This window comes from Variovorax sp. dw_308 (assembly GCF_019207085.1).
GTDB lineage: Bacteria > Pseudomonadota > Gammaproteobacteria > Burkholderiales > Burkholderiaceae_C > Variovorax.
Genome location: NZ_JAATOM010000032.1, coordinates 1 through 24,866 on the forward strand (window position 1 = coordinate 1; position 24,866 = coordinate 24,866).

Here is a 24,866-nt window from a genome sequence, read left to right on the forward strand (position 1 = left end):
CCTGCACATGCTCTACAACACCGGCGCGCGGGTGTCGGAGATCATCGGCGTTCGCCTGGCCGATGTCTTGCTCGACGGCGCGGCCTGCGTCCACTTGCACGGCAAGGGCCGCAAGCAACGGACGATGCCGCTGTGGCGATCTACCGTCAAAGCGGTGCGGGCTTGGTTGCGGCTGAACCCCGTGTTGGCGCCAACGTCGGCGCTACTGCCCAACCGGGATGGCCATCCGATGACGCGCACCAACGTCACGCAGCGGCTGGCCTTGGCGGTGGCAGCGGCATCGCCAGGGATGCCGAGTCTGCGGGGCCGGCGCATCTCCCCGCACACGGTTCGCCACACGACAGCGATGCATCTGCTTCAGTCTGGCGAGTCCATCGAGGGCATCGCCCTGTGGCTCGGCCATGAGAGCCCAACCACCACCCATCAGTACGTGGAAGCCAACCTCGCGATGAAGGAGAAGGCGCTGGCCAAGCTGCAAGACCCCGAAACGGCAGCAAGACGCTTCAGCGCCACCGACTCGCTGCTTGAATTCCTGAAGACGCTGTGATTATGAGAAGGGCCGAGCGTGTCGGAGAGCCCAACTACGTCGTGAGCCGCGCACTCACCACTCCAGAACTTCTCATAACTGGGGCCTTCTCATAATGGCCGCATGCTGCCGCCCGAGTGAACCCCGTGTCGGGGACGAGCCGCCCCCAATTCACAAAGCCAGGAACTCAAGGCCGTATTTCGCGGCAATATCCTTGGCCTCCTGCGATGCCCGGCGCGTCGGGCTGCCCGTATCAAGCGCTGAGACTTCGGCTATCAAAGCATCGAAGACTCCACCGGGCGAACTGATGATGAGCTGGCGGCCTGCTTCCGGCCCTGTGCTCAAGAATCCGTGCGGTGTGCCCCGGGGCACAAACACGACGTCCCCAGGGCCCAGCTTGAGCAGCTTGCCGTCGAGGCGAAAGTCGTAGTGCCCTTCGCAAATGACAAATGTCTCGTCGTAAGTTGCGTGGCGGTGATAGCCAGCACCAGAGTCCGGCGGCTCGATGGCTTCGCAGACCGTATAAGCATTCCAGCCCTCTGCAGCGGTCGTCTTGAACGTCATCGTCATCCTGCCGAGCTTGTAGCTCCTGCCTTCGCCCGGCTGAAAATGCGTGGGATGCATCGCTCTTTCCATCGTCACCTCCGGTTGGACTGGATACGAAAGCGCTTCAAGAAGGAAGCTGAACCGAGTATGCGCCGGATGCCAACGGCCGGTGTTTGAGGCGCGGGCGACAAGCGGCGCGGCACGAACGAGACTCGTCCTTTGGTCGCGTTCTTGCGCTCCGCGACGAGGTTCCACGCCTTGTCCGCACCCGCCCGGGGCAGTCCCCCGCCTGCTCACCCCGCCTCGCACCAGATCGCCAGCGCCGAATAGTTGTCCTGATCGCTTCGCCCTGCCCGCTGCACGCCCTGCTCCAGCCGCTCCAGCCAAGCCTGCACGCCATCGCAGCCGACCACGCTCCCCGCCATCGCCCCATCGTCGAAAGCCGACCAGAGGCCGTCGGAGCACAGCAACACCGCATCGCCGCAGGCGAGCACCTGCGGCGTCAGCAGGCACTCCATGTCGAATCCGCCCGGCGTGCCCAGTGCGGAGGTCAACTGCCCCGCCTCGGCGGTGCTTGCGGTGAGCCCGGCGTCACGCAGGGACTGTTCGAGGCTCTGGTCGCGCGTGCGGCCCAGCAAGCGGGCGCCATGCCAGCGGTACAGGCGCGAGTCGCCGGCATGGGCCCAGAGCGCCTCGCCGCTGTGCAGGTCGAGCAGCAGCACCACGATGGTGGTGCGCATGTCGGAGGTCGCGGTGCCGGCCACCTGTTGCGCGATGACGGCCTGGTTGGCCCCCTCTATCAGCGACTGCAGCGTCTCCAGGCTCACCTCGGGCCGCTGCGCGAAGGATTCCAGCACATGCGTCACCGCGGCACGCGCCGCGACCTGCCCGCCGCCATGGCCACCGGCCCCGTCGCACAGGGCGGCCACCAGAGAGTCGGCGCCCAGCCAGTAGCCGAAAGCATCCTCGTTGCAGTCGCGCCGCCCCACCTCCGACAGCGCCGCGAGCGAAACGCTCAGCGCGCCGGCGGCCATGGCGGTTCCAGCGGCGATGGGTTGGTGTCGTCGTCGTCGCGCGACTGGGCTTCGTAGGCCCGCACGAATTCGCGGCCGAAGATGGTCTCGAAGTCGTCATCCAGGTGCTCGAGCAATTGCGCATGCTGCGTGCAGTGGCGCTGCCAGAGGGCCGCGGCGCGCAAGGAGGGCAGGCGCCGCGTCATGCCGTGCGCCGGGCCTTCCATGGTCTCGGCCGCCTCGGGGCTCAGCCTGGAGAAAAGCTCGAACACCGCGGCGCGCATGCCGGCCACCATGGCCACCTGGTGCACCAGCAGGTCGTGATGCGCATCCTGCAGCGCCGCCACCGGATCGAGGAAGCCCGGGCTGGGCTCGCGATGCAGCATGCGCGTCAGGGCTTCGGTCGCGTTCGGCGAGAACTTCAGCGGGTTGTTCTGGCGCGGCGCGATCACCGTGCCCTCGGCGCGCATGTGGCGCTTGGCGACCGCGCGGCTCTTCAGCAGTGCGAGCGTGCCCTCGGCGGTGGTGCGCAACAACTCGCCGAGATGCTCCATCCACTCCGGTGTCATCGGCGCCACGTCGGGGCTGAGGCCGGCGCCGCGACTGAAGGCCTCCGCAAGTTCATGCAGTTCCGGCGAACGGGGCGCGGTGGCCGGCGCCGGCCTCGGCGTCGCCATGGGCGCCGGGGCCTGCAGGGGTGGCGGCGCAGGCGTTGGCGCAGTCGATGGCGTAATCGTCGGCGCACATGCCGGCGATGCCCGCGGCGTGCCTGCGAGGGTGCGCAACATGCCCGGTGTTCCGGTGCGCACGAAAAGCCGGCTGGTCTGCCACGACACAACCGCGCTGTCCGACGACGACTCCGGCTGCGCTGCGGGTGACGACTCAGGCTGCGCTGCGGCTGACGGCGCGGCCCGCAGCGGCTGCGGCGCCCCCACGCGCGCCTGCGCTACCGGAGGCGATGGTTCGGCCGCCGACGGCACGAGGGCCGGCAGCGGTGACGCTGAAGCCAGCGGATCGCGCACGCTCTCCAGATCGAACCAGCGGTCCAGCCGCGCGCGCGGCGCAGCCGGCGCCGCGACGGTCTCCACGGCCAGCTCGAAGCCGCCCAGGCGCATCCTGTCGCCCACCGCCAACGACATCTCCCCGCCCGGTGCGACCTGCGCCTCATTCACCCACAGCGGCGAATGGCTGCTGACACAGCGCACGCGCGCGCCCTCCCCGATCGCGACCACCATCGCGTGCTGGCGCGACACCATGCGCAGCGGATCGGCCAGCACCAGACCGCAATCGACCGAGCGGCCGATGACGAGTCCCTTGGTCGGCAGCGCCAGCGCCGTCTCGTCGGGGACCGTGGCGCCGGGGCGGCGTGTGACGCGCAGTGCGATCACGGCGGGCCAGCCTTCAGCCGAGGGCACGCCACAGGTCGGCCTGCACACGGCGGGCATCGACACTGGGCGTGAGTTGTTCGAGTACCTGGGCGACGAACTGCTCTCGTGTCGCAGACTTCGCGGCGCAGCGCTTGGCGACGATCCGCGCGATCGGTCCCATGGAGGAAACCAGCGCGGCAGCCGCCTTGTCGACGTCGCCCTGGCGCATCGGTACGCCGATGGGCGCGTCGACCTGGGGCACGGTCGCCTGGAAGTGGGTGGCCGCCACCGTCGCCGTGGGGTGGGTCCGTGGCCCGGCGGCGCGGGCCAAAAAGCGCTCCCGCGCCTCGAAATCGACGATCGCGCCGGCCACGGCATGCCGCACTTCCGATTGCGAGCTCAAGCCGCGCGCGGCGCGGCGCACCAGCACGCGCGCCACCGCGCCCACGTGCTCGGCCAGTTCGTGTTCGATTTCAGACAGCGCGGTCGTGTCCCATCCGGTGGGCGCGGGAACCGATGGCGGGCTGGTCCCGGGCAGCGATGCGGCCGGAGGGTGCAAGGGCGGTATCGGGCTTGTCTGCGGCTGCAGGGATGGCGCCGAGGACGAGGCAGAGGACACGGATGGCGGCGGCGTGTACGGCACGGGCGAGTCCCGCACCTTGGGGGCGGCCCGCGTGGCGTCCGCGTCTTCGAGCAGCGGCGGCAGCAGCAAGTGGGCCGGAAGCACCTCCGGCAAGGTCTCCGTGGCCAGCGCGAGCAGCGCCGTGCGCATCGCCAGCGCGCTTGCGTAACGCTCCGCCGGATTCTTCGCCAGCGCCCGGTCGAGTACCGCATCGAAGGGCGCGAGCGCGGGCTCCTTCGCCTGTTCGCTCAGCGGCTTGTGCGCTTCGTACACGATCTTGTACATGATCGCGTCGTCCGTGCCGACGAAGGGCGTGGTCCCGCTCAGCATGCGGTAGAGCAGCACGCCCGCGGAGAAGACATCGACGCGGCGGTCGATCTCCCGGTCGGTGTACTGCTCGGGCGCGATGTAGCCGGGCGAGCCGATGATCGAGGTGGCCCGGGTCAGGTTCGAGGATTCGGTGCGCGCGATGCCGAAGTCGGTGATCTTGAGACGCCCGTCGTCGGCAATCAGCAGGTTCGCCGGCTTGATGTCCCGGTGCACGATGCCGCGCTCGTGCGCGTAGTGCAGGCCGTCGAGCAGCTGCAGCATCACGCACAGCACCTGCGGCACCTCCAGCTTGCGCGGCGCCTGCACATATTCGCGCAGGTTCCGTCCGGCCACGTACTCCATGACGATGTAGGCGCAGTCGTCGTCTTCGCCGAACTGGTAGACCGGCACGATGTTGCGGTGGGTCAGCCGCCCCGCCGCCTTGGCTTCCACCCGGAAGCGCGCCGCCACGCTGGTCTCGTCGTTCGATTCGAGCAGGCGACGATGGATCGTCTTGATCGCCACGGGGCGGTCGATCACCGGATCGTGCGCCAGGTACACCATGCCCATCGCGCCCTGTCCGATCACGCCGCGGATCGGGTACGGACCAACATTGGAGGGCACGGACATAGGGCTGGCGGACCTCTGGCCTCAGGTATCGATCATCTTGATGGCCTGGTCGAGGCTGTTGCGCATGCGCGCGAACGACTTCGCCAGCGTCCCGATCTCGTCGCGCCCTTTCGAGTTGAATTCCGGCACGTCGGCTTCGCCCAGGCTCACGCGGTTGGCCACCTTCGACAGCGCCGTCACCGGGCGGATCACGAGCAGGTAGAGCATCACGTTCAACACGACGCCGATCGCCACGAAGATGCCGATCAGCGATCCCATGAACACCTGGAAAGTCTGCTCGGCGCGCGCCAGCGGCAGCGCCATGGGCACCGAGACCACCTGCGCGCCGATCACCTCGTTCAGCTGCCAGCCGAAGCCGTTGGCCGGGCCGTACTTGTCGATCAGCGTGCGCGGTGCCGCTTCCACGGTGCTGTGGCAGGCCAGGCAGGCGCCGTTGGTGATGCGCAAGGGCCGCGCGATATAAAGCGCTCGCCCCGTGCCCGACTCGCGTTCGCCCACGAACTCCTTCTGGTCGGCCTGGGTGCGGAAGCGGTTCACGATGTCGGCCTCCCAGTCGACCGCCCGGTCGCGCGGGTTGGTCGGGTTCAGCGTGGCTTCCTTGTAGGTGTAGTCGGGGAAGGTCTTGGACAGGGTCGCCAGCACCTCGGTGGCGGAATAGGCGGGGATGGTCTGCGGCAGGAAGGTGTACTTCATCTGCGTCTCGAGCAGCGGGCGGATCTGGTCGTTGGTGTAGGCGCGGATCGCGATGGCCTTTTCCATCGTCAGCCGGGCGTGGTTCAGCACTTCCTGCTTCGCATTGCTCTGCAGCAGGTCATGGGAAATCTTGCCCGCGCCGAGCACGCCGGCAATGAAGACAACCAGGAAGATCAGGTTGAACTTGAACAGTAGGCGCATGGAATTCTCCAGTCAGTGGTCCGCTGAGTTGCGGCTCGACGTGCAACGGTTCACTGGGTTTTGTCCCGCGCGGCGTTGGCGTCCCTGGCATCCTTGGCAGCGGCGGCGGCCGCGGCTGCTGCCGCCGCCGCCTTGGCCCGCGCCGCTGCTGCCGCCGCCTCCCGCGCGCGGCGGCGCTCGGCCTCTTCGGCCACGCGGCGCGCATAGCCTTCGGGGTCGGCGTATTGCTCCCATTCGGGGTGTTGCGCCAGATCGGCCTTGGCGCCCGCCCGAAAAGCCGGGTCGGCAGCCGCGCGCGGCTTCCACAGCGGCAGCAGCGGCAGCCGCAGCGCCGGCTCGGTGCGCAGCCACGGAGCGACGTCGGCATAGGTAATTTCGCCGAGCGCCTTGGGCTGCACGTTGCGCCTGGCGAACTGCTCGCCGCGCGAGGGCAACTTGTCGCGGAACTGGCGCGGCACCTTGCTCAGGAACTCTGGCGTGGCGCGCGACGCTTGCGTCGGCGAGGCGCCTTCACGCCGTTGTGCGAAGTCGCCGGCGGCCAGCTGTGCGCTCGGGCCGTCGCGCACCGAGAGCTTGGCGGCGCCGCCTTCCAGGAACACCTCGTATTCCGCGCCCTTGGTGTAGACCACGGTGGTACCGGCCTGCGTCGCCAGTTCAAAGGCGGGGCTCATGTAGCCGAAGGGCGCAGGGGCAGTGGTCTTGAGCCAGCCTTCCAGCAGGTACAGCGGTGGTGCCGTCATGCCCTTGCCCACGCGAGGGCGCAGCATCAGCCGCGTCGACTCGCCGATGCCGACCAGAACGCCCCCGGGCAACTCGATCTGGGCGAATCCGCCCGGCGCCGTCTCGATGACGTCCTGCTCGTTGAGCTGCACACCCTCGGCCAACGTGTAGCGCGTGGTCTGGCGGACCAGCGTGGCGCCGCCCTCGACGATGCCGACGAAGCTGGTAGCTTGCGCCGATGGCGGCGTGGCGCCAGGGGCTTGCGCAAATGCCAATGACGCCGCGAGCAGGTTCGCGACGCACAGAAGCAGGAACCCTGACAAGAACTTCGTGGGCCGCAACACCTGACTCCGCTGGCATCGAAACAATCGATTGAATCTGGTTGTAAGCCAGATTGACTAATGTCAATATTAGCCAAGTACCCCTCGGGGTGTGCGTCTTTTTAAGGCAGACGGCCAGATGGCCAGTCCCTGCCTCACGCGCGTCTGCCGTCAGGCCAGCGGCGCGGGCGGGCGCTTTGCGGGCCGTTCGAATGCGGTCTCCGCCTCCTGCAGCACCGGCACCACCGTCAGCAGCCGGCGCGTGAGCCAATAAAGCCGGGAGGCATCCACGGGATTCGGCAACTTCAGCGCGTCTATCAACCGTTGCGGCAGCGGCCCCAGGGGAAGCGCCGCAAGGGGTTCCAGCACCGTCACCAGTTCGGCCCGCACATGCTCGTCCACGAGATCATGCGCATCGAGGCAGCGCCAGATGGTCTCGATGGCGTGTTCGCACAGCACGGCATCCGGGGGTGGCGCCGTCGCGCCAGGCTGGCCGAATGCGCCCGGCGGCATGGGCGGAGCGCCGCGCGCGGCTGCGGGGTCGGGGCTTCCGGGTGAAGGCATGGCTGTCTCCTTCCTTCGTGCCAACCACGATACGCCGCGCGAATGCAAAGGGCAAACTGTCTGGCGGCCTAGATATGAAGTTCTAGTGGGTTGTACGGGTGTCCACCCGGATGGGCCTCTTGCAGGCCCTCCAGGCCTATGCGCGTCGGCTGGCCTGGCGCGCCCAGTAGGCAAAAGTCGCTTCAACGATCGAGGGCTGTAGCAGGAAGTCGTGCGCCTCGCGCGCTGCGGCCGGCTCCACCGGCTTGAGGCTGCCGGCCGCCATGGCATCGAGCACCATGCGTGCATTGCGTTCGGCAAACACGTTGAGATAGATCGCCTCCTGAAGGCTGGCGCCCGTGCACACCACGCCGTGGTTCACGAGCATCGCCGAACGCATGTTGCCAAGCGCCTGCGAGATCAGCATGCCTTCATCGTCGCCCGTGGGCACGCCGGGCCAGTGCGCCAGGAATCCGCAGTCCTCATGGAACATGGCAGCGTCCATGTGGGCCACCGGCATCGGGATGCCCAGCATGGACAGCGCGGACGTCGCCGGCGGATGCGTGTGGACGATCGCCTTCACGGACGGGTGGTTCCGGTAGATCCAGCCATGGAAGCGCACGCCGGGATTCGGTCGGCCGCGACCTTCCAGGATGTTCAATCCCTCATCGAGCCGCAGGACGTCGGCCGCCGTGGCCTCTTCAAGCCCGACGCCCAGCGCGAGCGTCCAGAACCGGCACGAATCCCCATCCCGCAAGGTGACCTGGCCCGCGAGGCCGACCGCGTGGCCTTGATGGGCCAGGATGCGCGCCGCTTCCACGAGGACACCGGAATGCGGCTGTGCCTTGTTGTCGTCGGCGAGGATCGAGTTCAGTGCAAGCGTCTTTTCCATGGGGGTGAAGAATATCTGGAGGCTGGGGCCTGCGCACCCCGGGTTGAATGCAACTCCACCATGGCCGCACTTGAAATCACGTCAACTCCGGGTTGCAATGCCCTCGACTTCACCCGGCCGAACTCGTCGCTCCCGCAGCACACCAAGGAATTCCAAATGGACAGTACTTCCCCCTCCTCCCCCGCCCCGTCGACCTCACAGATGCTGGAACTGAGCGCGGTGGAGGTGCTTGCCGCCTTCAGGCGCGGCGACTTCAGTTCGCAGGACTACGTCCGGGCCTTGCTGGCGCGCGCGAACGAACTCCGTTCGCTGAACACTTGGGTGACGCTCAACGGCGCCGCGGCGCTGGAGGCGGCCCGCGAGATCGACGAGGCACGCGCGCGGGGCGATGCGCTGGGTCCCTTGGCCGGCCTGCCCCTCTACGTGAAGGACAACATCGATACCAAGGGCATCGAGACCACGGCTGCGACGCCGGCCCTGCGTGGCTTCCTGCCGGCACGCAATGCCCCGGTGCTCGATCCCCTGTTGCGGGCCGGCGCCATCGTGCTGGCCAAGGCGAACATGCATGAGCTCGCCTTCGGCAGCACGTCGAGCAACGCGGCCTGCGGCTTTGTCCAGAACCCGTACGACATCACGCGCATCCCCGGCGGATCGTCCGGCGGGACCGCTGCCGGGATTGCGGCGCGCATCGCGCCGGCCGGGCTGGGCACGGACACTGGCGCATCGGTGCGCAACCCGGCCTCCTTCTGCGGCATCGTCGGCCTGCGTCCTTCCGTCGGGAACGGCGGCAAGGATCGCCGCTATCCGGGCGCGGGCGTGGTGCCGATCTCCCGCACACGCGACACGGTCGGCCCGATGGCGCGCAACGTCGCCGACGTGGCGTTGCTCGACGCCGTCATCACAGGCACAGAGGGGGTTTCACCGGCCTCGCTGGCAGGGCTGCGACTGGGCCTGCCACGCGGTGGTTTCTGGGAGAACCTGGATTCGGAGGTCGAGGCGGTGACGAGTGCCGCAGTTGAGAAATTGCGTGCCGCCGGCGTGGTCTTTGTCGAGGCCGATCTCGAGGGCTGGGCGGCACTCAACGCGCAGGTCTCGATGCCAGTCGCGCTCTACGAGTTCTATCACCGCGACCTGCCTGCCTACCTGAAGGAAAGGGATATCCCGCTGGGCATCGAGGACGTGATCGCCCAGGTTGAAAGCCCCGATGTGAAGGGCATCTTCGGCTTCGCCAGGGATATGCCCGCCGAGGTCTACGAGCAGGCGATGCGCGTGCACAGGCCGCAACTGATGGCGCTCTACGCCCGGTACTTCGAAAAGCACGCGGTCGAAGGCGTGCTGTTCCCGACCGTGCCGATACTGCCGCCGCCGATCGACCCCGGGTTCTCGGGTGCGGTGTCGATCAACGACGTGCCCCAGGATGGCGGGCCGGCGGCCCAGTTCCAGGTCCTCATCCGCAATGTCGACCCAGGCAGCAACGCCGGCCTGCCGGGGCTCGCGCAACCGGCGGGCATGTCCGCCAGCGGGCTGCCGGTCGGCCTGGAGATCGATGGGCCCTTGGGCAGCGACCGTCGCCTTCTCGCCATCGGGCTGGCGATTGAAGCGGTGCTGGGGCTGCCACCGGCGCCTGACATCTGATCGCGGCGCGGGCCGCAAACGCTGAACGGCTGCCTCGGGGCCTCAGCAGCGGGCCAGGTCCTGGAAGTTGAGCTTCAGCCCGGGCCGGGGCCAGCGCATGCGTGCCAGCCGCCCGGTGGACGACAGCGTGATCCAGGCCGTGCGCATGTCGTCGCCGCCGAAGCACAGGTTGGTGACCATGCGGTCGTCGAGCGCATCGAAGGTCTCGTTGCCACCGTCGGGATCGACTGTCGTGATGCCGCCGCGCGACAGCGTGGCGACGCAGACGCGCCCGTCCTGCTCGACCTTGAGCGAATCGAAGCGCTGGTAGTGCGACGAGCCGAACGCGTAGCGGCCGCCGTTGGGCGACGGATACGGCAGCAGCCTCAACTGCCCCGGCGCGACGATGTCGAACGCCCAGAGCCGGCCGGTCTCGGTCTCGGCCACGTACAGCAGGTCTTCCGCGGGCGAGAGGCCGACGCCATTGGGAAAGAAGATGGGGAAGATGACCTCGCGGATGCTGCTGCCGTCGGGCAGCGCGTAGTACACGCCGCCGCGGTCCGCCTCGCGCGGCCGCCGCTTGCCGTTGCAGGTGAAGTAGAAGCCGCCGTGGTGGTCGAAGACCAGGTCGTTCGGGCCAGCCAGCACGTGGCCGTCGCAGGCGTCATAGAGCGTGTCGACCTGGCCGGTGCGAAGGTCCACGCGCTGGATGCTGCCGCCGCGGTAGTCGGCCGGCTGCCCTGCGGGACGCAGCAGGCCGTCGCCGCGGGCCCATTCGAAGCCGCCGTTGTTGCACACGTAGATCGCGCCGTCCGGACCGACGGCCGCGCCGTTCGGGCCACCGCCCGTCTGCGCCGCGACGGAGGCCGCGCCGTCGGGCTGGATGCGCGTGAGGCAGCCCCGCTCGATCTCGACCACCAGCACCGAGCCGTCCGGAAGCGCCACCGGCCCTTCCGGAAAGCGCAGGCCGGTGCAGACGATGTCGTGCGCCGCGTAGGGGCCGGGCGGGACGATGGAATCAAGCGATGGGTTCTTCATTCTTTCTCCGTTGACTGCATGCCGCGGCGCGTGGTGGATGGGCGCGCCGCAAAGACTTCGAAATCGTTGATGACCGTGCCCAGCAACTCCACCAGTTCAAGCAGGCCCTCGCCCATCTCGCTGGTCTGGTAACAGAGGGAGATCCGGTGGGCCGGGATCTCGGGTGACACGCGCAGCAGCCTGACGGTTCCCGCGGCGAGTTCGTCGCGGACCACGCGCAGCGGCAGCAGGCCGATGGCTGCCCCGTGCTGCACGGCCAGCAGCGTCACGCCGACGTTGTTGCAGGTGCTGATGCGCGCCGGCGTGACGCCGGCGTGCGAGAACCATTGGCCGATGGTGCTGTGCTGGCGCGAGCCCGGCGGCGCGATCATCAGGTGGTCGTGCGCCAGGTCCGCCGGCGACAGCACGTCGCGCGTAGGCCGGAAGCCCGGGTGCGCGAACCAGCCGAGCAGGCTGTAGCCGGCCGGCTGCTGTGCCACGTGCGGCTCGAGGCCGGGCTCGGCCACGATGCCAATGTCCAGTTCGCAGGCATTGAGCTTGGCGCTGAGCTGGCCGGAGTCACCGACGAACAGCAGCGTGCGGATCGCCGGGTAGCGCTGCTCCAGCCGGCGCAGCAGTTCGCCGAGCGCGAGCAGCGCGAAGTTCTCGCTCATGCCGATGCGCAGCGTGCCCCTGAGCGGGTTGCGGCTGCCGAAGCGCTCGCCCATCTCCTGCGCCGTCGAGACCATGCGCTCGGCGTAGACCATCAGCGCATGCGCCTCGGCCGTGAGCGAGATGCGCGGCCCGCGGCGCACGAACAGGCGGGTGCCGAGCTCGGCCTCCAGCTCGCGCACGCGCTGGGAGATGCTGGGCTGGCTCAGGTGGAGTTCCTGCGCGGCGGCCTGGAAGCTGCCACCGCGCACGATGGCCAGGAAGGCCCTCAGCTGGTTCAGCGTCGCATTCATCATAGGAATATTCTATTTTTATCCACCATAAAAACTAGTTTTTCTTTTTCTTCGACTCTCTTTACGCTTCAGCACGCCCACAACAAACCAAGCATGCAATGACTTCCAACGGTGCCAGTCCCTCTCAGCTGGAAGCGCTCAAGCGCTTCGGCACAGCCACCATCCACGAGGCCCAGGGCCAGAAAGGTGCCGTCGACGGCGCGATCCGCGCGCTCGACCCGGGCATGCGCGTGGCCGGCCCTGCCCTCACGGTCAAGTGCCGCCCCGGCGACAACCTGGCGCTGCACTACGCGCTGACCAAGCTGGTGCCCGGCCAGGTGCTGGTCGTCGATGCCGAGGGCTTCGTCGAGGCCGGTCCCTGGGGCGACGTCATGTCCTGCGCGGCCATGCAGCGCGGCGCGGCCGGGCTGATGATCGACGGCTCGGTGCGCGATTCCCACACCATCGTCGAGATGGGCTTCCCGGTGTTTTCGCGCGGCATCTCCATCAAGGGCACCAACAAGCGCCAGCCGGGCCAGATCGGCGTGCCGGTGGTCTTCGGCAGCATCGTGGTGCGGCCGGGCGACGTGGTGGTCGGCGACCGCGACGGCGTGGTGGTCGTGCTTGCCGAAGAGGTGGCCCACGTCGTCGATGCCTGCCAGGCGCGCGAGGACAAGGAAGAGAAGTTCCGCGAGCAATTGCGCAGTGGCAAGACGACGGTCGAACTGCTCGACCTCGGACCGCTGCTGCATTCCTACGGCATGGATTAGCCGGGCGATCTTTCGCCAGCCCAACAAAAAACCAGAACCGGAGACATCGATGACACAGCCTGGATTCTCTTGGCGCCAGTCGCTGCAAGCCCTTCTCGTGGTGGCCGCGGCCGGGCTTGCGCCGCTTGTGGCGAACGCGGCGGGCCCGCTCGATTGCCGCGCCGTCCACCTCGTCGCGCCCAATCCGCCGGGCGGCGCCACCGACGTGCTCTCGCGCATCATCGGCGACCCGCTCTCACGGCGCCTCGGCGTGCCGGTCATCGTGGACAACAAGGGCGGCGCATCTACCAGCATCGGCAACGAGTTCGTCGCCCACTCGGCGCCCGACGGTTGCACCCTGCTGATGGGCAACATCTCGATGGCGCTCAACAAGTCGCTGATGAAGCTGAACTACGAGGTCGAGCGCGACCTGCGCGCCGTCATCCAGGTGGCGGCGGTGCCGCTGGCACTGTTCGTCAACCCGAAGGTCGACGTGAAAACGGTGCCGGAACTCGTGGCCTACGCCAAGGCGCATCCGGCTGAGGTGAACTTCTCCAGCGCCGGTCCGGGCACGCCCACGCACCTTGTCGTCGAGATGCTCAACGAGCGCGAGGGGACGAAGATCGTCCACGTCCCCTACCGCGGCGCGGGCCCGGCCACGATGGACGTCATTGGGGGCCTGATCATGAGTTCGTCCGATTCGCTCATCGTCGTCCTGCCCCATATCCGCAGCGGCGCGCTGCGTGCGCTCGCGGTCAGCGGTCCGAGGCGGTCGATGCTGATGCCGGAGGTGCCCACCTTCGCGGAAGCGGGCATCGGCTTTGCCGACATCTCCCTCTGGTACGGCGTGATGGCGCCCAGCAAGGCGCCCGACGCGGTGGTGCAGTACCTCAACAAGGAGATCGCCGAGGTGCTGCGCCAGCCGGACACCATGCGCAGGCTGCAGGACCTGGGCTCCGATCTCCCGCCGGACGGCACGCCCCAGCAGTTCCAGACGCTCCTCCACAACGAGACCGCGCGGCTGGGCGACTTGATCCGCAAGGCGAACATCACGCTCGACTGAACCCAAGCCAGCAAGAAAGCAGCGAATGATCATTGACTGTCATGGTCACTACACCACCGCGCCGCGGCGCCTCGAGGAGTTCCGCCTGTCGCAGGCGGCGTTCTTCCACGACCCGGCACGCCTCGCGGCGCTGAAGCCGCCGCAGATCACCGACGACGAGTTGCGCGAAAGCATCGAGACCGGCCAGTTGCGCATCCAGCGCGAACGCGGCGTGGACCTGACGATCTTCTCGCCGCGGGCGGCGGGCATGTCGCACCACATCGGCGACGCGAAGACCGGCGAGGTCTGGTCGCAGCTGTGCAACGAGCTCATCCACCGCATCTGCGCGATGTTCCCGCAGCACTTCGCGGGGGTGTGCCAGTTGCCGCAGTCGCCGGGCGTCCCGGCCGGCAACTGCGTGGCCGAGCTGCGCCGGTGCGTGGAGCAGCTCGGCTTCATCGGCTGCAACCTCAACCCCGATCCCTCGGGCGGCTACTGGAAGGACCCGCCGCTCACCGACCGCAGCTGGTATCCGCTGTACGAGGCGATGGTCGAGCTCGACGTGCCGGCCATGATCCACGTCAGCGCGTCGTGCAACCCGGCCTTCCACACCTCCGGCGCGCACTACCTGAACGGCGACACCTCCGCCTTCATGCAGCTCGTGGAGGGCAATCTGTTCCGCGACTTCCCGACCCTGCGCTTCGTGATCCCGCACGGCGGCGGCGCCGTGCCCTACCACTGGGGCCGGTACCGCGGCCTGGCGCAGGACATGAAGAAGCCGCCGCTGGCCGAGCACCTGATGAACAACGTGTTCTTCGACACCTGCGTGTACCACCAGAAGGGCATCGACCTGCTCACCGGCGTGATCCCGGTGCGCAATGTGCTGTTCGCCTCGGAGATCATCGGCGCGGTGCAGGGCATCGACCCCGAGACCGGCTTCCACTTCGACGACACGCGCCGCTACATCGAGGCCGCCGCGCTGGCGCCCGAGCAGCGCCAGCAGATCTACGAAGGCAATGCGCGGCGCGTGTACGGGCGGCTGGATGCACGGCTGCAGCAGGCCGGGCTGCTCCAGGGCGAATCGGCCGCGTCGCTTACTTGAACTGCTCCGCGGTCACGCCCAGCTTGCGCAGCTTGTCGAACAAGGTCTGCCGCGGGACCGACAGCGCGGACGCCGTGGCCGACTGGTCCCCATGGTGCTTGCGCAGCGCCTCGACGATGACGGCGCGCTCGAAGGACTCGACCTGCTGCGGCAAACCCTGCGGCAAGGCTGCCTCGCTGGCGTGCAGTTGCGTCAGGCGCCCTTCCCCCAGCAGCCCGAGCACGAAACGGTCGGCCACGTTGCGCAACTCGCGCACGTTGCCGGGCCAGGCATAGGCCATCAGGTCGGCCAACTGGGCGCTGCTCAGCACCGGCGCGATCCGCTCGAACCGGCTGGCCGCCAGCAGCGTGAAATGCTCGAACAGCAGCGGGATGTCCTCCCGGCGCTCGCGCAGCGGCGGCAGTTCGATGAAAGCCACGCCGATGCGGTAGTACAGGTCGGCCCTGAACTTCTGCCTGTCGCTGAGTTCCTTCAAGTCGTCCTTGCTCGCCGCCACCACGCGGCAGTCGAAGTGAATGGTCTTGTTGGAGCCGATGCGCTCCACCGAACGCTCCTGCAGCGCTCGCAGCAGCTTGATCTGCACCGCCATCGGCATGCTCTCGATCTCGTCGAGGAACAGCGTGCCGCCATTGGCGTATTCGAACTTGCCCACGCGTACCCGGCTGGCGCTGGTGAAGGCGCCGGGCTCGTGGCCGAAGAGTTCGCTCTCCGCCAGCGACTCGGGCAGGCCGCCGCAATTGAGCGGCACGAAGTGCTGCCGGCGGCGCTTGCTGTAGTCGCGCAGGCAACGCGCCACCAGTTCCTTGCCGGTGCCGGTCTCGCCGTAGATCAGCACGTCGGCGGAGGTCTCGGCCAGCGTCATCACCGTGCGGCGCACCTGCTGCATCTGCGCCGAGCGGCCGATCAGCACGGACTGGATTCCGTTCCAGTTTTCCAGCGCCTCGCGCAGCGTACGCACCTGCAGCGTGAGTTGCCGTCGCTCGATGGCGTGGCGCGTGATGGCCACCAGACGCTCGGTGGTGAAGGGCTTCTCGATGAAGTCGTAGGCACCGTCGCGCATGGCTTCCACGGCCATCGCGATATGGCCGTGGCCCGTCATCAGGATGACGGGCAGCTCGGGGTCGGTCTTGTGCAGTTCATGCAGCCATTCGGTGCCGGTCATGCCGGGCAGGCGCACGTCGCACACCACGACGGCGGCCACGCCGGGGCTGATTCGGTCCCGCGCCCGTTCGACGCTGGAAAACGCTTCGACATCCAGGCCGGCAAGGCTCAGGACCTGGGTCGTGCTGATGCGCACGTCCTCGTCGTCCTCGACCAGCAGCACCCGGATGGCAGGGACATCACTCACTGTTCATCACTCCTGTGGATGGGGTCGTCAGGCTTGCTCGCAGGCAAGTCGATGGCGAAGCATGCGCCGCTCGCCTCCAGGTTGGCCGCGCGCAAGGTACCGCCCATGGCGCGGACCAATTGTGCAGAGATCACGAGCCCCAGGCCCAACCCCGCCCCCGCTGGCTTGCTGGTGACGAAGGGCTCGAACAGTTGCGACAGGATGTCGGGCCTGATGCCGGGGCCGGTGTCGCTCACCTCCAGCAGCACGCGCTCGCCCTGCTGCCTGGCCCGGAGGTGCAGCGTACGACGCGGCGCCTTGTGCATCGCGTCGATGGCGTTGCGCATCAGGTTGACGAGCACGCTGCCCAGGGCCGCCTCGTCCGCCATGACGCCGAGCGTGCCGGGCTGCACCTCGACTTCGACGGCAATGCCCTGGTCCATCAGCGCGTCGGCCAGCATGCCCTGTGCTTCGTCGATGCTGTGCGCCAGGACGACCGGCACGACCGGAAGCTCGCTCTTGTGCGCAAAGGTCTTGAGCTGCGAGGTCAGGCGCGCGAGCCGGTCGACCATGCTGCGGATGCGCTTGAGGTTGCCGCGCACGTCGTCGTAGCTGTTCTTGTCGAGCAGGATCGCCGCGCTTTCCGACAGGGCGCGCATGGCGGTGAGCGGCTGGTTCAACTCGTGCGCCAGGCCGGCCGACATCTGCCCCAGCGCCGCCATCTTGCCCGTGTGCACCAACTCGTCCTGCGCAGCGCGCAGTTGCGCGGTGCGCGCGACCACGGTGGTTTCGAGGCTGTCGTGCGCTGCCTGCAACGCCGCCTGGTTCGCCAGCTTGTGCCGCACCGCGCGACGCCGCTGCCACAGCGCCACGCCGACGAGCAACAGCACCGCCATCGCCAGGCTCGCGGTGATCGCCGCATTGCGGGCAGCCAGGCGCAACGGCGCCATGTCGTCGAACACCACGAGTCGCCACGGCGCGCCGCGCAATGCACGCTCGGACAGGAGCTGGTCCCTGCCATCGAGCGATATCAATTGCACCTCGGGCGCCAGCGCTTCCTTCTGCGTCCATTGCAGCGGGAGGAGGCTCGCTTCGCCGTACGGCCGGGAGCGCTGCACGTCGGCGCGCTGCTGGTCGTCCAGGGGCCGCAGCGGCCTGAACTTCAGGTCTTCCCGCGTCGAGAGGATCACCACCCCGCGCTCGTCGAACAAGGCCACGTCGCCCGGCAGCTTGCGCCACGCGCGCTCGGCCTCCTCGAGGTTGACCTTGACGGCCACCACCCCGCGCGACGACGGCTCTCGGCGCAGTGCGAAGGAAAGGTAGTAGCCAGGCCGCTTGCTGGTGATGCCCACGCCGTAGAAGCGCCCCCTGCCCTGGCTCATCGCATCGATGACGTAGGGCCGGAAGGAAAAGTCCTGGCCGACGGTCGTGCCCGGCTTGTCCCAGTCCGACGCGGCCAGCGAGGTCCCGGTGCTGTCGAGCACGTAGAGCATCTCCGCGCCGGCCGCGGCATTGACGCCATCGAGGTAGTGGTTGACTGAATCGCGCAACCCGGCATCGGACGGCGCGCCGAGCAACGCGGGCACGATGGGCGTCATCTCCAGCAGCGCGGGCAGGTAGTCGAAGCGGGCCAGTTCGGCATCGAGGCCGGTCGCGAGCATGTCGAGCCGGTGGGCAGACGCCTCACGCACGCGAGCCAGGCCGGCCTGCATGGCGAGCTGGTGTCCCGCGAAGGCGGCCAGGGCGACCAGCGCCAGTGCGGCGCACCAACGTGTGAGGCCAAGCCAGAGCCTGCGGTTGCTGCGGGGTGGATCGAGTGGCCGGACCGGCTCCCTGGGCTTCATCGGACCGTTATTGCACAAGCCCGGGCCGTCCGCATCGGTGGCAGCCCGACGCTGGCCAGGATGTGCCGCTGAGAAATCGAACCGAGCAGATCAGCGCTCTCGAAGTCGCTGCCGAACCTTGAGATCACGGCCACCTGCTCACCCGATCCAGGGATCGGCATATTCAGACAGGCGCTTTGGAAGGTGATTGGTCAACGCGCGCCCGCGGGCATGTGCACTTCCGACGCGTCGAGCACCATCTCCGGCTCATCCGCATCAGCCGACGTTTCCCCGTTGAGTTGCTGCGTCAGGCGCCGCGTGTCGAGATCGCCGGTCCACTTGGCGACGACCAGCGTGGCCACGCCGTTGCCGATCAGGTTGGTCAGCGCCCTTGCCTCGGACATGAAGCGGTCGATGCCGAGGATCAGCGCGAGGCCCGCCACCGGCACATGGCCCACGGCCGACAAGGTGGCGGCCAGCACGATGAAGCCGCTGCCGGTGACGCCGGCAGCTCCCTTGGAGGTCAGCAGCAACACGGCCAGCAGCGTGAGTTGCTGGATCCAGGTCATGTCGGTGTTGGTGGCCTGGGCGATGAACACCGCCGCCATCGTGAGGTAGATCGAGGTGCCGTCGAGGTTGAACGAATAGCCGGTGGGAATCACCAGGCCCACCACCGACTTCTTCGCGCCGAGGTTCTCCATCTTGGCCATCATGCGCGGCAGCACCGATTCGCTCGACGAGGTGCCCAGCACGATCAGCAGTTCTTCCTTGATGTAGCGGATGAACTTCCAGATCGAGAAGCCATGGAACCTGGCGATGCTCCCGAGCACCACGAAGATGAACAGCAGGCAGGTGGCATAGAAGGTCGCCATCAGCTGGCCCAGTTGCAGCAGCGAGCCCACGCCGTACTTGCCGATGGTGAAGGCCATCGCGCCGAAGGCACCGATGGGCGCCACCTTCATGATGTAGCCGACGATGGTGAACAGCACGTGCGAGCCCTTCTCGATCACGTCGAATATCAGCGTGCCACGGCCGCCGAACCTGTGCAGCGCAAAGCCGAACATCACGGCGATCAGCAGCACCTGCAGGATCTCGCCCTTGGCGAAGGCATCGACCACCGTGTTGGGGATCACGTTGAGCAGGAAGTCGGTGGTGCTCTGCATCTTGCCCGGGCCGGTGTAGGCCGCGATGCCCTTGGTGTCGAGCTGGCTCACGTCCACGTTCATGCCGGCGCCGGGCCGCACGATGTTGATGATGACGAGGCCCACGAGCAGCGCGATGCTGCTGACGATCTCGAAATACAGCAGCGCCAGGCCGCCGGTCTTGCCGACCTTCTTCATGTCCTCCATGCCGGCGATGCCGACCACCACCGTGCAGAAGATGATCGGCGCGATGATCATCTTGATGAGCTTGATGAAGCCATCGCCGAGCGGCTTCATGGCCGCGCCGGTCTCGGGCCAGAAGTGGCCGAGCAGCACGCCGATGACGATCGCCGTGATGACCTGGAAGTACAGGGACTTGTAGAGGGGTGGCTTGGACTGCGGCTGAGGGGTCACGAAGGTCTCCTGGAATGGTTATGGCCTCGGGCGGCACACTTGCACTGCCGGATTACCAGCAATCGACATGCCACTGCGGATCGGGGCGGAAATCCGCTGCAACTGGTTGATTCCATTGGGTTTTGGCGGCAAGGCCGTGGCGGCGGCTGCCGACCTTCCGACAGCAGCGCGGCCCGCCCGTCCGAATTGCCGGACCGAGGACCTGGGGCAAACCCTGAGCGTCACAATGCGCCCCGTGGAACTCAACCAACTTCGCTCATTCCTGTCCGTCGCCCGCACCGGTCAACTCGTGCGGGCCTCCGAGCAACTGCACCTGACGCAATCGGCGCTGTCGAAGCAGATCAAGGGCCTCGAGGACGAGCTGGGCGTGCTGCTCTTTGCGCGAACACCGGGCGGCATGGTGTTGACGGGTGCGGGTCGGCGCCTGCTCCCGTTGGCCGCGAAGACCGTCGAAGCGGCGCAGGAGATCGGCGCGCTGGCCAAGTCGATGCGCGGCACCGTGTCGGGCGCGCTGAAGCTGGGCACGATCATCGACCCGGAATCGATCCGGCTCGGTCCCCTGCTCGCGACGCTGCTGGAGCTTTATCCGCATGTGGATGTGTCGCTGGTCCACGGCATCTCCGGCGGCGTGGTGCAGATGCTGCGGGAAAGGCAGGTGGACACCTGCTTCTATCTGGGCACCTTGAAGGACCCGGAGATCGCGGTCCGCCAACTGGCGCTGGAGCACTATGTCGTGGTCGGGCCGGCGGCCTGGGAGACGCAATTGCGTGAGGCCGACTGGCCGGCCCTCGCGGCGATGCCGTGGCTGGCCACGCCGGCCGGCAGTTCGCAGCACGGACTGGTCGACCAGATGTTCGCGGAGCGGGGCCTCGCCTGCCACACCGTGGTCGAGGCGGATCAGGAGGCTTCGATGATCGAACTGGTCCAGACCGGCGTGGCGCTGGGCCTCATGCGCGAGCGCATCGCGGCGCCGGCCTTGCGCAACGGGCAGGCGGTGCTCTGGCCGGGGGTTCGGCTGCCCTGTCCCTTGTCCTTGCTGTACTTGCGCTCGAACGAGGACTCGATGACCTTGCAGGCCCTGCTGGCGGCGGCGCAGGTGGTGTGGCCCGCGGAAGCGGAGGCGTCGGCCTGACGCGCAACCGTCCTTCTTCGACACCACGTTCCGGATGAAGCGGATGGCCGCGCCATCCATCGCCAGGTAGGCATAGGGTTGTGCGCTGCTGTAGATGGCGAAATCGCCCGCGGCCACCGTCTTGGCGCCCTCTTCCAGCGTGATCTGCACACGGCCTTCGATCACGTAGACCATTTCCTGCCAGCCCTCGGGATCAGGTTCCGCGCAGCGTCAAAATGATCGCCGAGGCTGAAGCGTTCTTTGCAGGTCCTGGCACAAAGTTTCGGCATGGGGCAACCGCGCCTTCTACACGACCGCCGGAGACTCAATTCAGCCGCTCCAGGCGTTTCGCGACACCGAATGCGGCCCCCGACTCACGCCCAAGAACTCATCCCCTTGCGACCACCCGCGCCCCAACCCCAGCAAGCCCCACGCGACCCCGGTCAGCATTGTGCGGTGGTTGTCGACCTCATCAATTTTGTGGAGACTGTCGGTTGACCTCTGGGCCGAGCGGCTCGATAAGCACTGCTCCTGGAGGAGACCCAGCAGTGTCAGAAGAAAAGAAAGTCAACCATCTCAGCATCTTCCTCATCAAGCAGCTATATGCAAACAGCCACCAAGCCCTGAGAACCGAGGCCTGCGCACCACCTGTCGAAGTCGCCATCGGAGGTCACGGCGCGGGACAGCTTTTTGTCAGGAAGAACCCGCCCTCGCCGCCGAAATGGTCGGCGTTGTTCAAGGAATTCATCGATCCGAAGGATCTCGCCGTACCAGGCGTCGCTGCTGCCTTTTTCATAACGATCAACGAACGCTGCTTTGTGCTCGCCTTCGGGCAAGGCGGTCGCTTTCTTCTCAGGGATGACGTGATCGAAGAGCGCTTCGGACTTCTCTGCGCTCTCAACGCCGTTGATCCCAAGACGTTCCGCTGCGTCGATGTTCAGTCGCTGAATGCCATCGAAAGTCACATGCGCATCCAGTCCGGGCAGGAGACGACGCCGGATCAGTTCGGCCTGAGTGTTGAGCAGGACATGCTGAAGGCTATCGTCGGCGCGCCCAAGAACCCGGCCTTCGGCAATCGCATGGCGGGCAGCGATGCCTTGTCCGTTTCGGTGAGGCTCGACCTCTCCGACCTGCCGTATCTGCTCGACCAGTACCGGCAACTTTTCGAGGCCGAGCTGAACGCCGAGGACTATCAATGGGTCAACAACATCTCGACGACCAAGAGCGCGGCTGTCATCGGCGTGCTCGAAACCGCGCTCGAAGCGAAACTCGCCGCAGGCCAGTTTGACGGCGTCTGGTTGTCGATTCCGGAAATCATCGACTGGACGATGGTCAAGGGCTTCATGTACTCGCCACATGGCGGGGGCGTCCTTCACCCGGATATCAACATGCAGGGGTTTCGCGACACGGTCGCAGGGCCCATCACTCTTGAGGTCCTTCGGTCACGCCAGGTCCATTGCGCCGACGCAGACCACAAGAAGGTTTTCAAATCTTGGCCGGTGTTCAAGTGCCTCTATGCGGAGATCGAACTCAACGGCATCACGCATGTTCTCAACGACGGAAAGTGGTTCAGCATCGCCAAAGACTTCGTCGAACGAACGAGCAGCGACTATGCAGCGATTCCGATGTCGAACCTCAAACTGCCCGAGTACAAAGGCGGCGGAGAAGGCGCGTACAACACGGAAGTGGCGGCGCTTCACCCGAACATCTATGACCTGCTCGACGACAAGAAGAAAGTCATGCACGGCGGCGGCCATGGACAGGTCGAAATCTGCGACCTTTTTTCCATCGATCGCGAGTTGATCCACGTCAAGATGTATGGGAAATCCAGCGTCTTGAGCCACTTATTCGCGCAGGGCTTCGTCTCTGGGCAACTCATTCAGATCGATTCGAAATTCCGGGAGAAGGTTCGGGCCCAGCTTGCGCCGACGCACCGTGAACTGCTGAAGATTGATCCGAAGCCTGAGCACGAATCCCTCACTATTACTTACGCGGTTATCAGTGATGCGCCGGGTGCTGATCTGCATCTGCCCTTCTTCTCCAGGGTCAATCCTGTGAACACGCGCAAAGTCCTTCGCGGCTTCGGATTCAAGGTGGAGCTTCTGAAGATCGCCGTGAACGACCTGTATGCGAAGACCGTCAAGATCCCACCGAAAAAGGGAAAGAAAGCGGCGTAGCTCGATCCGATCGGTACTTTCCGCCAGCGGAATTCGGAGCTTACTACTATCGTCAAATTGAGCGACAGGCCATGTCGGCCCGACTCGAGCCAAGAAGCCTCCATGAAACCCGGGGCGATTCATCAAACGATTTTGTCTGCGGACTTCTAACTCGGGCCACTAATTGAGCGTCAATGCCCGCAAGGCCGCGAGTCGCTTGCGTGTGCCGGGGTGCGTCGCAGTGTCGCCGCGCCAGCCGAGGTCCATGAAGGCCGCAACCGCATGCTGGTCCGGCAGGCCCAGGGCGCGCAGTGTGCTCAGGGCAAAGGCGTCGGCTTCGAATTCCTGGCGGTAGGCCATCGCCGATGCGTCGCGGCCCAGGAGGTCCGCCACGGCATCGGTCTGCTGCTGCACGACGGCGCCCGGCACCCATTTCACATAGAGCTGGCTCACCTGCGCCCAGTGGTCGAGCGCCACGTGCCCCAACTCGTGCGCGAGGATGAAGATGCGCTCGCCTTCGGGCAGGTCCGCCAAGGCGATGTTGGCGACCACGATGCGACCCTGCAGCGTCTCGCCCACCATCTCGCCGCGCACGACGCGCAGTTCGACCTTCGACAGCGCGGGACTGTGCAGCCCGCGCAAGAGCTTCTCGAAGGATTCGCGCACCGCCATGGCGCGCGGACTCGTGGCATCGGCCGGCGTCATCGCGTCGAGTTGCTTCTGTTGCGACGACTGCAGGACGCTGACGATGGCCGGTGGTGCGACGTGCGCGTCCTCGCAGCGGGCGGCGCCGCAAGCCAGGACCATCCACATCATCAGCAACCATCGCATGGGTACTCTCCGCAGCGCTCCGGGCGCGGGCGCATGTTTGCTGCACTGCAACAAACATGCCAGCGGTCCGGCGCTTTCCGCACCTGCCTCGCACCGCCGGCGTTGGCGGGATGCGCTGGCTTGCCCTTGCCTGCAGCCGTCATGACAGCGCGGCCACACGCAGTCGTCAACCCTCTGGTTTAGGAGTTTGCGTCGCCCGCTCCTGCCAACGCCGGTTGCGCGGTGACGTCCCCGTCCGCCTGCAGCCGGTGCGCGCCAGTCAAGGCCGCCTAGACTCGGATCCAGCACGCGCGGTGCGTGGCTGCTTTGCATGCTCAAGGAGATCCGGATGACAACGTTCGTCGTGGTTCATGGCGCTTGGTCGGCAGGCTGGGCCTGGAAGAAGATGCGCCCCCTGATGCGCGAACGGGGGCACGCGTTGTTCACGCCCACGCACACGGGGCTGGGCGAGCGCAGCCACCTGGCGCGGCCGGACATCGACCTCGATGCGCACATCGAGGACATCCTCGGCGTGCTCAGGTTCGAAGACCTGCGCGATGTCCATCTCGTCGCCCACAGCTACGGCGGCATGGTGGCCACGGGCGCTGCGGATCGCGCTGCGGAAAGAATCGCGCATCTCACCTACCTTGATGCCTTCGTTCCGAGAGACGGCCAATCCGTAGCGGACCTGGCAGGCGCGGCAGCGCACTCGCGCGTGCAGGCCGCCGCGCGTGACCACGGCGAGGGCTGGCGCATACCGCCCAACCCGATGCCGCCCGACACCAGCCCCGACGACCTCGCGTGGGCCAATCCGCTGCGGATGATGCAGCCGTTGAAGACCTTCGAGCAGCGGCTCCGGCTGACCGGCGCAGTCGAGCAAGTACCGCGGAGCTACATCTATTGCACCCGGCCCGGTCCAGGTGATGTGTTCAAACAGTTCGCGAGCCGGGCGCAGTCGGAAGCGGGCTGGCGCTACTTCGAACTCGATGCCAGCCACAACCCGCACATCACGATGCCGGACACCTTGGCCGCACTGCTGGGCGACATCGCCGGCGGCCCGCACTCGTAGATCGGGAAGCCCGCGCAGCACGTGCCTGGCCGACAGGCGTCGGTGAAGCACGCCAGTCGCCGCCGACACAGTGGTGCTCGCCATGACTGTGGCCGAGTGCGCGAACCTCCAGCGCCATCGAACGGCTACACACCGGCTCGCAAGTCCTTGTCCCCCAAGGCTAT

22 protein-coding genes are annotated in these 24,866 nt (G+C 67.0%); 8 read left to right on the plus strand and 14 right to left on the minus strand.

Features of this window, described 5'->3' with window-relative positions; all coding sequences use genetic code 11:
- A partial coding sequence (locus HCU76_RS32870; protein ID WP_218511613.1) for a tyrosine-type recombinase/integrase occupies positions 1–547 on the plus strand: 547 nt, incomplete at its 5' end.
- Positions 548–697: 150 nt separating this feature from the next.
- On the opposite strand, the gene HCU76_RS32875 is transcribed toward HCU76_RS32870, so the two are convergent.
- The 8 genes from HCU76_RS32875 to HCU76_RS32910 all read right to left on the minus strand — a co-directional run bounded on the left by HCU76_RS32875 (position 698) and on the right by HCU76_RS32910 (position 8,382).
- Positions 698–1,150, minus strand: coding sequence for a cupin domain-containing protein (locus HCU76_RS32875; RefSeq protein WP_218511614.1), 453 nt, complete (start codon positions 1,148–1,150; stop codon positions 698–700).
- A gap of 215 nt (positions 1,151–1,365) precedes the next feature.
- Positions 1,366–2,106, minus strand: a complete 741-nt coding sequence (locus HCU76_RS32880; protein ID WP_218511615.1) for a PP2C family serine/threonine-protein phosphatase — start codon at positions 2,104–2,106, stop codon at positions 1,366–1,368.
- Entirely contained in the window at positions 2,088–3,473 is a 1,386-nt protein-coding gene (gene tagH / locus HCU76_RS32885) for a type VI secretion system-associated FHA domain protein TagH (RefSeq protein ID WP_218511616.1), read from the minus strand. The genes HCU76_RS32880 and tagH overlap by 19 nt, the downstream gene beginning before the upstream one ends.
- 13 nt (positions 3,474–3,486) lie before the next feature.
- A complete protein-coding gene (locus tag HCU76_RS32890) occupies positions 3,487–5,007 on the minus strand; it encodes a serine/threonine-protein kinase (RefSeq protein WP_218511617.1) in 1,521 nt (506 codons plus the stop codon).
- Positions 5,008–5,034: 27 nt separating this feature from the next.
- Entirely contained in the window at positions 5,035–5,907 is an 873-nt protein-coding gene (locus tag HCU76_RS32895) for a DUF3365 domain-containing protein (RefSeq protein ID WP_218511618.1), read from the minus strand.
- A gap of 50 nt (positions 5,908–5,957) precedes the next feature.
- Complete coding sequence (locus HCU76_RS32900; protein WP_218511619.1) at positions 5,958–6,902, minus strand: FecR family protein; 945 nt, start codon at positions 6,900–6,902, stop codon at positions 5,958–5,960.
- A 216-nt stretch (positions 6,903–7,118) separates the two neighbouring features.
- Positions 7,119–7,511: a hypothetical protein gene (locus tag HCU76_RS32905; protein WP_218511620.1), complete on the minus strand. Its 393-nt coding sequence runs from the start codon at positions 7,509–7,511 to the stop codon at positions 7,119–7,121.
- A 136-nt stretch (positions 7,512–7,647) separates the two neighbouring features.
- Positions 7,648–8,382: an aldolase gene (locus HCU76_RS32910; RefSeq protein ID WP_218511621.1), complete on the minus strand. Its 735-nt coding sequence runs from the start codon at positions 8,380–8,382 to the stop codon at positions 7,648–7,650.
- Between the two features lie 156 nt (positions 8,383–8,538).
- Between HCU76_RS32910 and iaaH the strand changes: the two genes are divergently transcribed.
- Entirely contained in the window at positions 8,539–10,017 is a 1,479-nt protein-coding gene (iaaH, locus tag HCU76_RS32915; protein WP_213955944.1) for an indoleacetamide hydrolase, read from the plus strand.
- Between the two features lie 42 nt (positions 10,018–10,059).
- Here the strand turns inward: iaaH and HCU76_RS32920 are convergent, their stop codons facing one another.
- Together HCU76_RS32920 and HCU76_RS32925 are read right to left on the minus strand one after the other, a co-directional pair.
- Positions 10,060–11,034: an SMP-30/gluconolactonase/LRE family protein gene (locus tag HCU76_RS32920; protein WP_218511622.1), complete on the minus strand. Its 975-nt coding sequence runs from the start codon at positions 11,032–11,034 to the stop codon at positions 10,060–10,062.
- On the minus strand, positions 11,031–11,981 hold the full coding sequence (locus HCU76_RS32925) for a LysR family transcriptional regulator (protein WP_256354648.1): 951 nt from the start codon (positions 11,979–11,981) through the stop codon (positions 11,031–11,033). The genes HCU76_RS32920 and HCU76_RS32925 overlap by 4 nt, the downstream gene beginning before the upstream one ends.
- Positions 11,982–12,076: 95 nt before the next feature.
- Here HCU76_RS32925 and HCU76_RS32930 point away from each other — a divergent pair, with 95 nt between their 5' ends.
- Genes HCU76_RS32930 through HCU76_RS32940 form a run of 3 tightly spaced genes read left to right on the plus strand, consistent with a single transcriptional unit; the run spans position 12,077 to position 14,850 of the window.
- A complete protein-coding gene (locus tag HCU76_RS32930) occupies positions 12,077–12,727 on the plus strand; it encodes a 4-carboxy-4-hydroxy-2-oxoadipate aldolase/oxaloacetate decarboxylase (protein ID WP_213955946.1) in 651 nt (216 codons plus the stop codon).
- Positions 12,728–12,776: 49 nt separating this feature from the next.
- Positions 12,777–13,769, plus strand: a complete 993-nt coding sequence (locus HCU76_RS32935) for a tripartite tricarboxylate transporter substrate binding protein (protein WP_213955947.1) — start codon at positions 12,777–12,779, stop codon at positions 13,767–13,769.
- 25 nt (positions 13,770–13,794) lie between these two features.
- Positions 13,795–14,850 (plus strand): amidohydrolase family protein, encoded by a 1,056-nt coding sequence (locus tag HCU76_RS32940; protein WP_213955948.1) that lies wholly within the window; start codon positions 13,795–13,797, stop codon positions 14,848–14,850.
- On the opposite strand, the gene HCU76_RS32945 is transcribed toward HCU76_RS32940, so the two are convergent.
- The 3 genes from HCU76_RS32945 to HCU76_RS32955 all read right to left on the minus strand — a co-directional run bounded on the left by HCU76_RS32945 (position 14,843) and on the right by HCU76_RS32955 (position 19,556).
- Positions 14,843–16,198 carry a sigma-54 dependent transcriptional regulator gene (locus HCU76_RS32945; protein ID WP_218511623.1) on the minus strand — a complete coding sequence of 452 codons (1,356 nt, stop codon included), beginning with the start codon at positions 16,196–16,198 and terminating at the stop codon, positions 14,843–14,845. The two genes, HCU76_RS32940 and HCU76_RS32945, sit on opposite strands and share 8 nt — an antisense overlap.
- Complete coding sequence (locus tag HCU76_RS32950) at positions 16,195–18,021, minus strand: ATP-binding protein (RefSeq protein ID WP_218511624.1); 1,827 nt, start codon at positions 18,019–18,021, stop codon at positions 16,195–16,197. The genes HCU76_RS32945 and HCU76_RS32950 overlap by 4 nt, the downstream gene beginning before the upstream one ends.
- A gap of 191 nt (positions 18,022–18,212) precedes the next feature.
- Positions 18,213–19,556, minus strand: coding sequence for a dicarboxylate/amino acid:cation symporter (locus HCU76_RS32955; protein WP_213955951.1), 1,344 nt, complete (start codon positions 19,554–19,556; stop codon positions 18,213–18,215).
- 235 nt (positions 19,557–19,791) lie between these two features.
- Here HCU76_RS32955 and HCU76_RS32960 point away from each other — a divergent pair, with 235 nt between their 5' ends.
- Together HCU76_RS32960 and HCU76_RS32965 are read left to right on the plus strand one after the other, a co-directional pair.
- Positions 19,792–20,688, plus strand: coding sequence for a LysR family transcriptional regulator (locus HCU76_RS32960; RefSeq protein WP_213955952.1), 897 nt, complete (start codon positions 19,792–19,794; stop codon positions 20,686–20,688).
- A 527-nt stretch (positions 20,689–21,215) separates the two neighbouring features.
- Positions 21,216–22,844, plus strand: coding sequence for a TIGR04141 family sporadically distributed protein (locus tag HCU76_RS32965; protein ID WP_213955953.1), 1,629 nt, complete (start codon positions 21,216–21,218; stop codon positions 22,842–22,844).
- A 159-nt stretch (positions 22,845–23,003) separates the two neighbouring features.
- Here the strand turns inward: HCU76_RS32965 and HCU76_RS32970 are convergent, their stop codons facing one another.
- Complete coding sequence (locus HCU76_RS32970; protein ID WP_213955954.1) at positions 23,004–23,654, minus strand: M48 family metalloprotease; 651 nt, start codon at positions 23,652–23,654, stop codon at positions 23,004–23,006.
- Positions 23,655–23,982: 328 nt separating this feature from the next.
- On the opposite strand from HCU76_RS32970, the gene HCU76_RS32975 reads away from it, so the two are divergent.
- Entirely contained in the window at positions 23,983–24,702 is a 720-nt protein-coding gene (locus HCU76_RS32975) for an alpha/beta fold hydrolase (protein WP_213955955.1), read from the plus strand.
- Positions 24,703–24,866 lie beyond the last annotated feature (164 nt).

Bases quoted from the DNA above. Each gene is read 5' to 3' on its own strand.
- HCU76_RS32875 (WP_218511614.1), bottom strand. From the start codon at position 1,150: ATGCATCCCACGCATTTTCAGCCGGGCGAAGGCAGGAGCTACAAGCTC.
- HCU76_RS32880 (WP_218511615.1), bottom strand. From the start codon at position 2,106: ATGGCCGCCGGCGCGCTGAGCGTTTCGCTCGCGGCGCTGTCGGAGGTG.
- HCU76_RS32895 (WP_218511618.1), bottom strand. From the start codon at position 5,907: ATGCGCCTACTGTTCAAGTTCAACCTGATCTTCCTGGTTGTCTTCATT.
- HCU76_RS32905 (WP_218511620.1), bottom strand. From the start codon at position 7,511: ATGCCTTCACCCGGAAGCCCCGACCCCGCAGCCGCGCGCGGCGCTCCG.
- HCU76_RS32910 (WP_218511621.1), bottom strand. From the start codon at position 8,382: ATGGAAAAGACGCTTGCACTGAACTCGATCCTCGCCGACGACAACAAG.
- iaaH (WP_213955944.1), top strand. From the start codon at position 8,539: ATGGACAGTACTTCCCCCTCCTCCCCCGCCCCGTCGACCTCACAGATG.
- HCU76_RS32920 (WP_218511622.1), bottom strand. From the start codon at position 11,034: ATGAAGAACCCATCGCTTGATTCCATCGTCCCGCCCGGCCCCTACGCG.
- HCU76_RS32925 (WP_256354648.1), bottom strand. From the start codon at position 11,981: ATGATGAATGCGACGCTGAACCAGCTGAGGGCCTTCCTGGCCATCGTG.
- HCU76_RS32930 (WP_213955946.1), top strand. From the start codon at position 12,077: ATGACTTCCAACGGTGCCAGTCCCTCTCAGCTGGAAGCGCTCAAGCGC.
- HCU76_RS32935 (WP_213955947.1), top strand. From the start codon at position 12,777: ATGACACAGCCTGGATTCTCTTGGCGCCAGTCGCTGCAAGCCCTTCTC.
- HCU76_RS32940 (WP_213955948.1), top strand. From the start codon at position 13,795: ATGATCATTGACTGTCATGGTCACTACACCACCGCGCCGCGGCGCCTC.
- HCU76_RS32950 (WP_218511624.1), bottom strand. From the start codon at position 18,021: ATGAAGCCCAGGGAGCCGGTCCGGCCACTCGATCCACCCCGCAGCAAC.
- HCU76_RS32970 (WP_213955954.1), bottom strand. From the start codon at position 23,654: ATGCGATGGTTGCTGATGATGTGGATGGTCCTGGCTTGCGGCGCCGCC.
- HCU76_RS32975 (WP_213955955.1), top strand. From the start codon at position 23,983: ATGACAACGTTCGTCGTGGTTCATGGCGCTTGGTCGGCAGGCTGGGCC.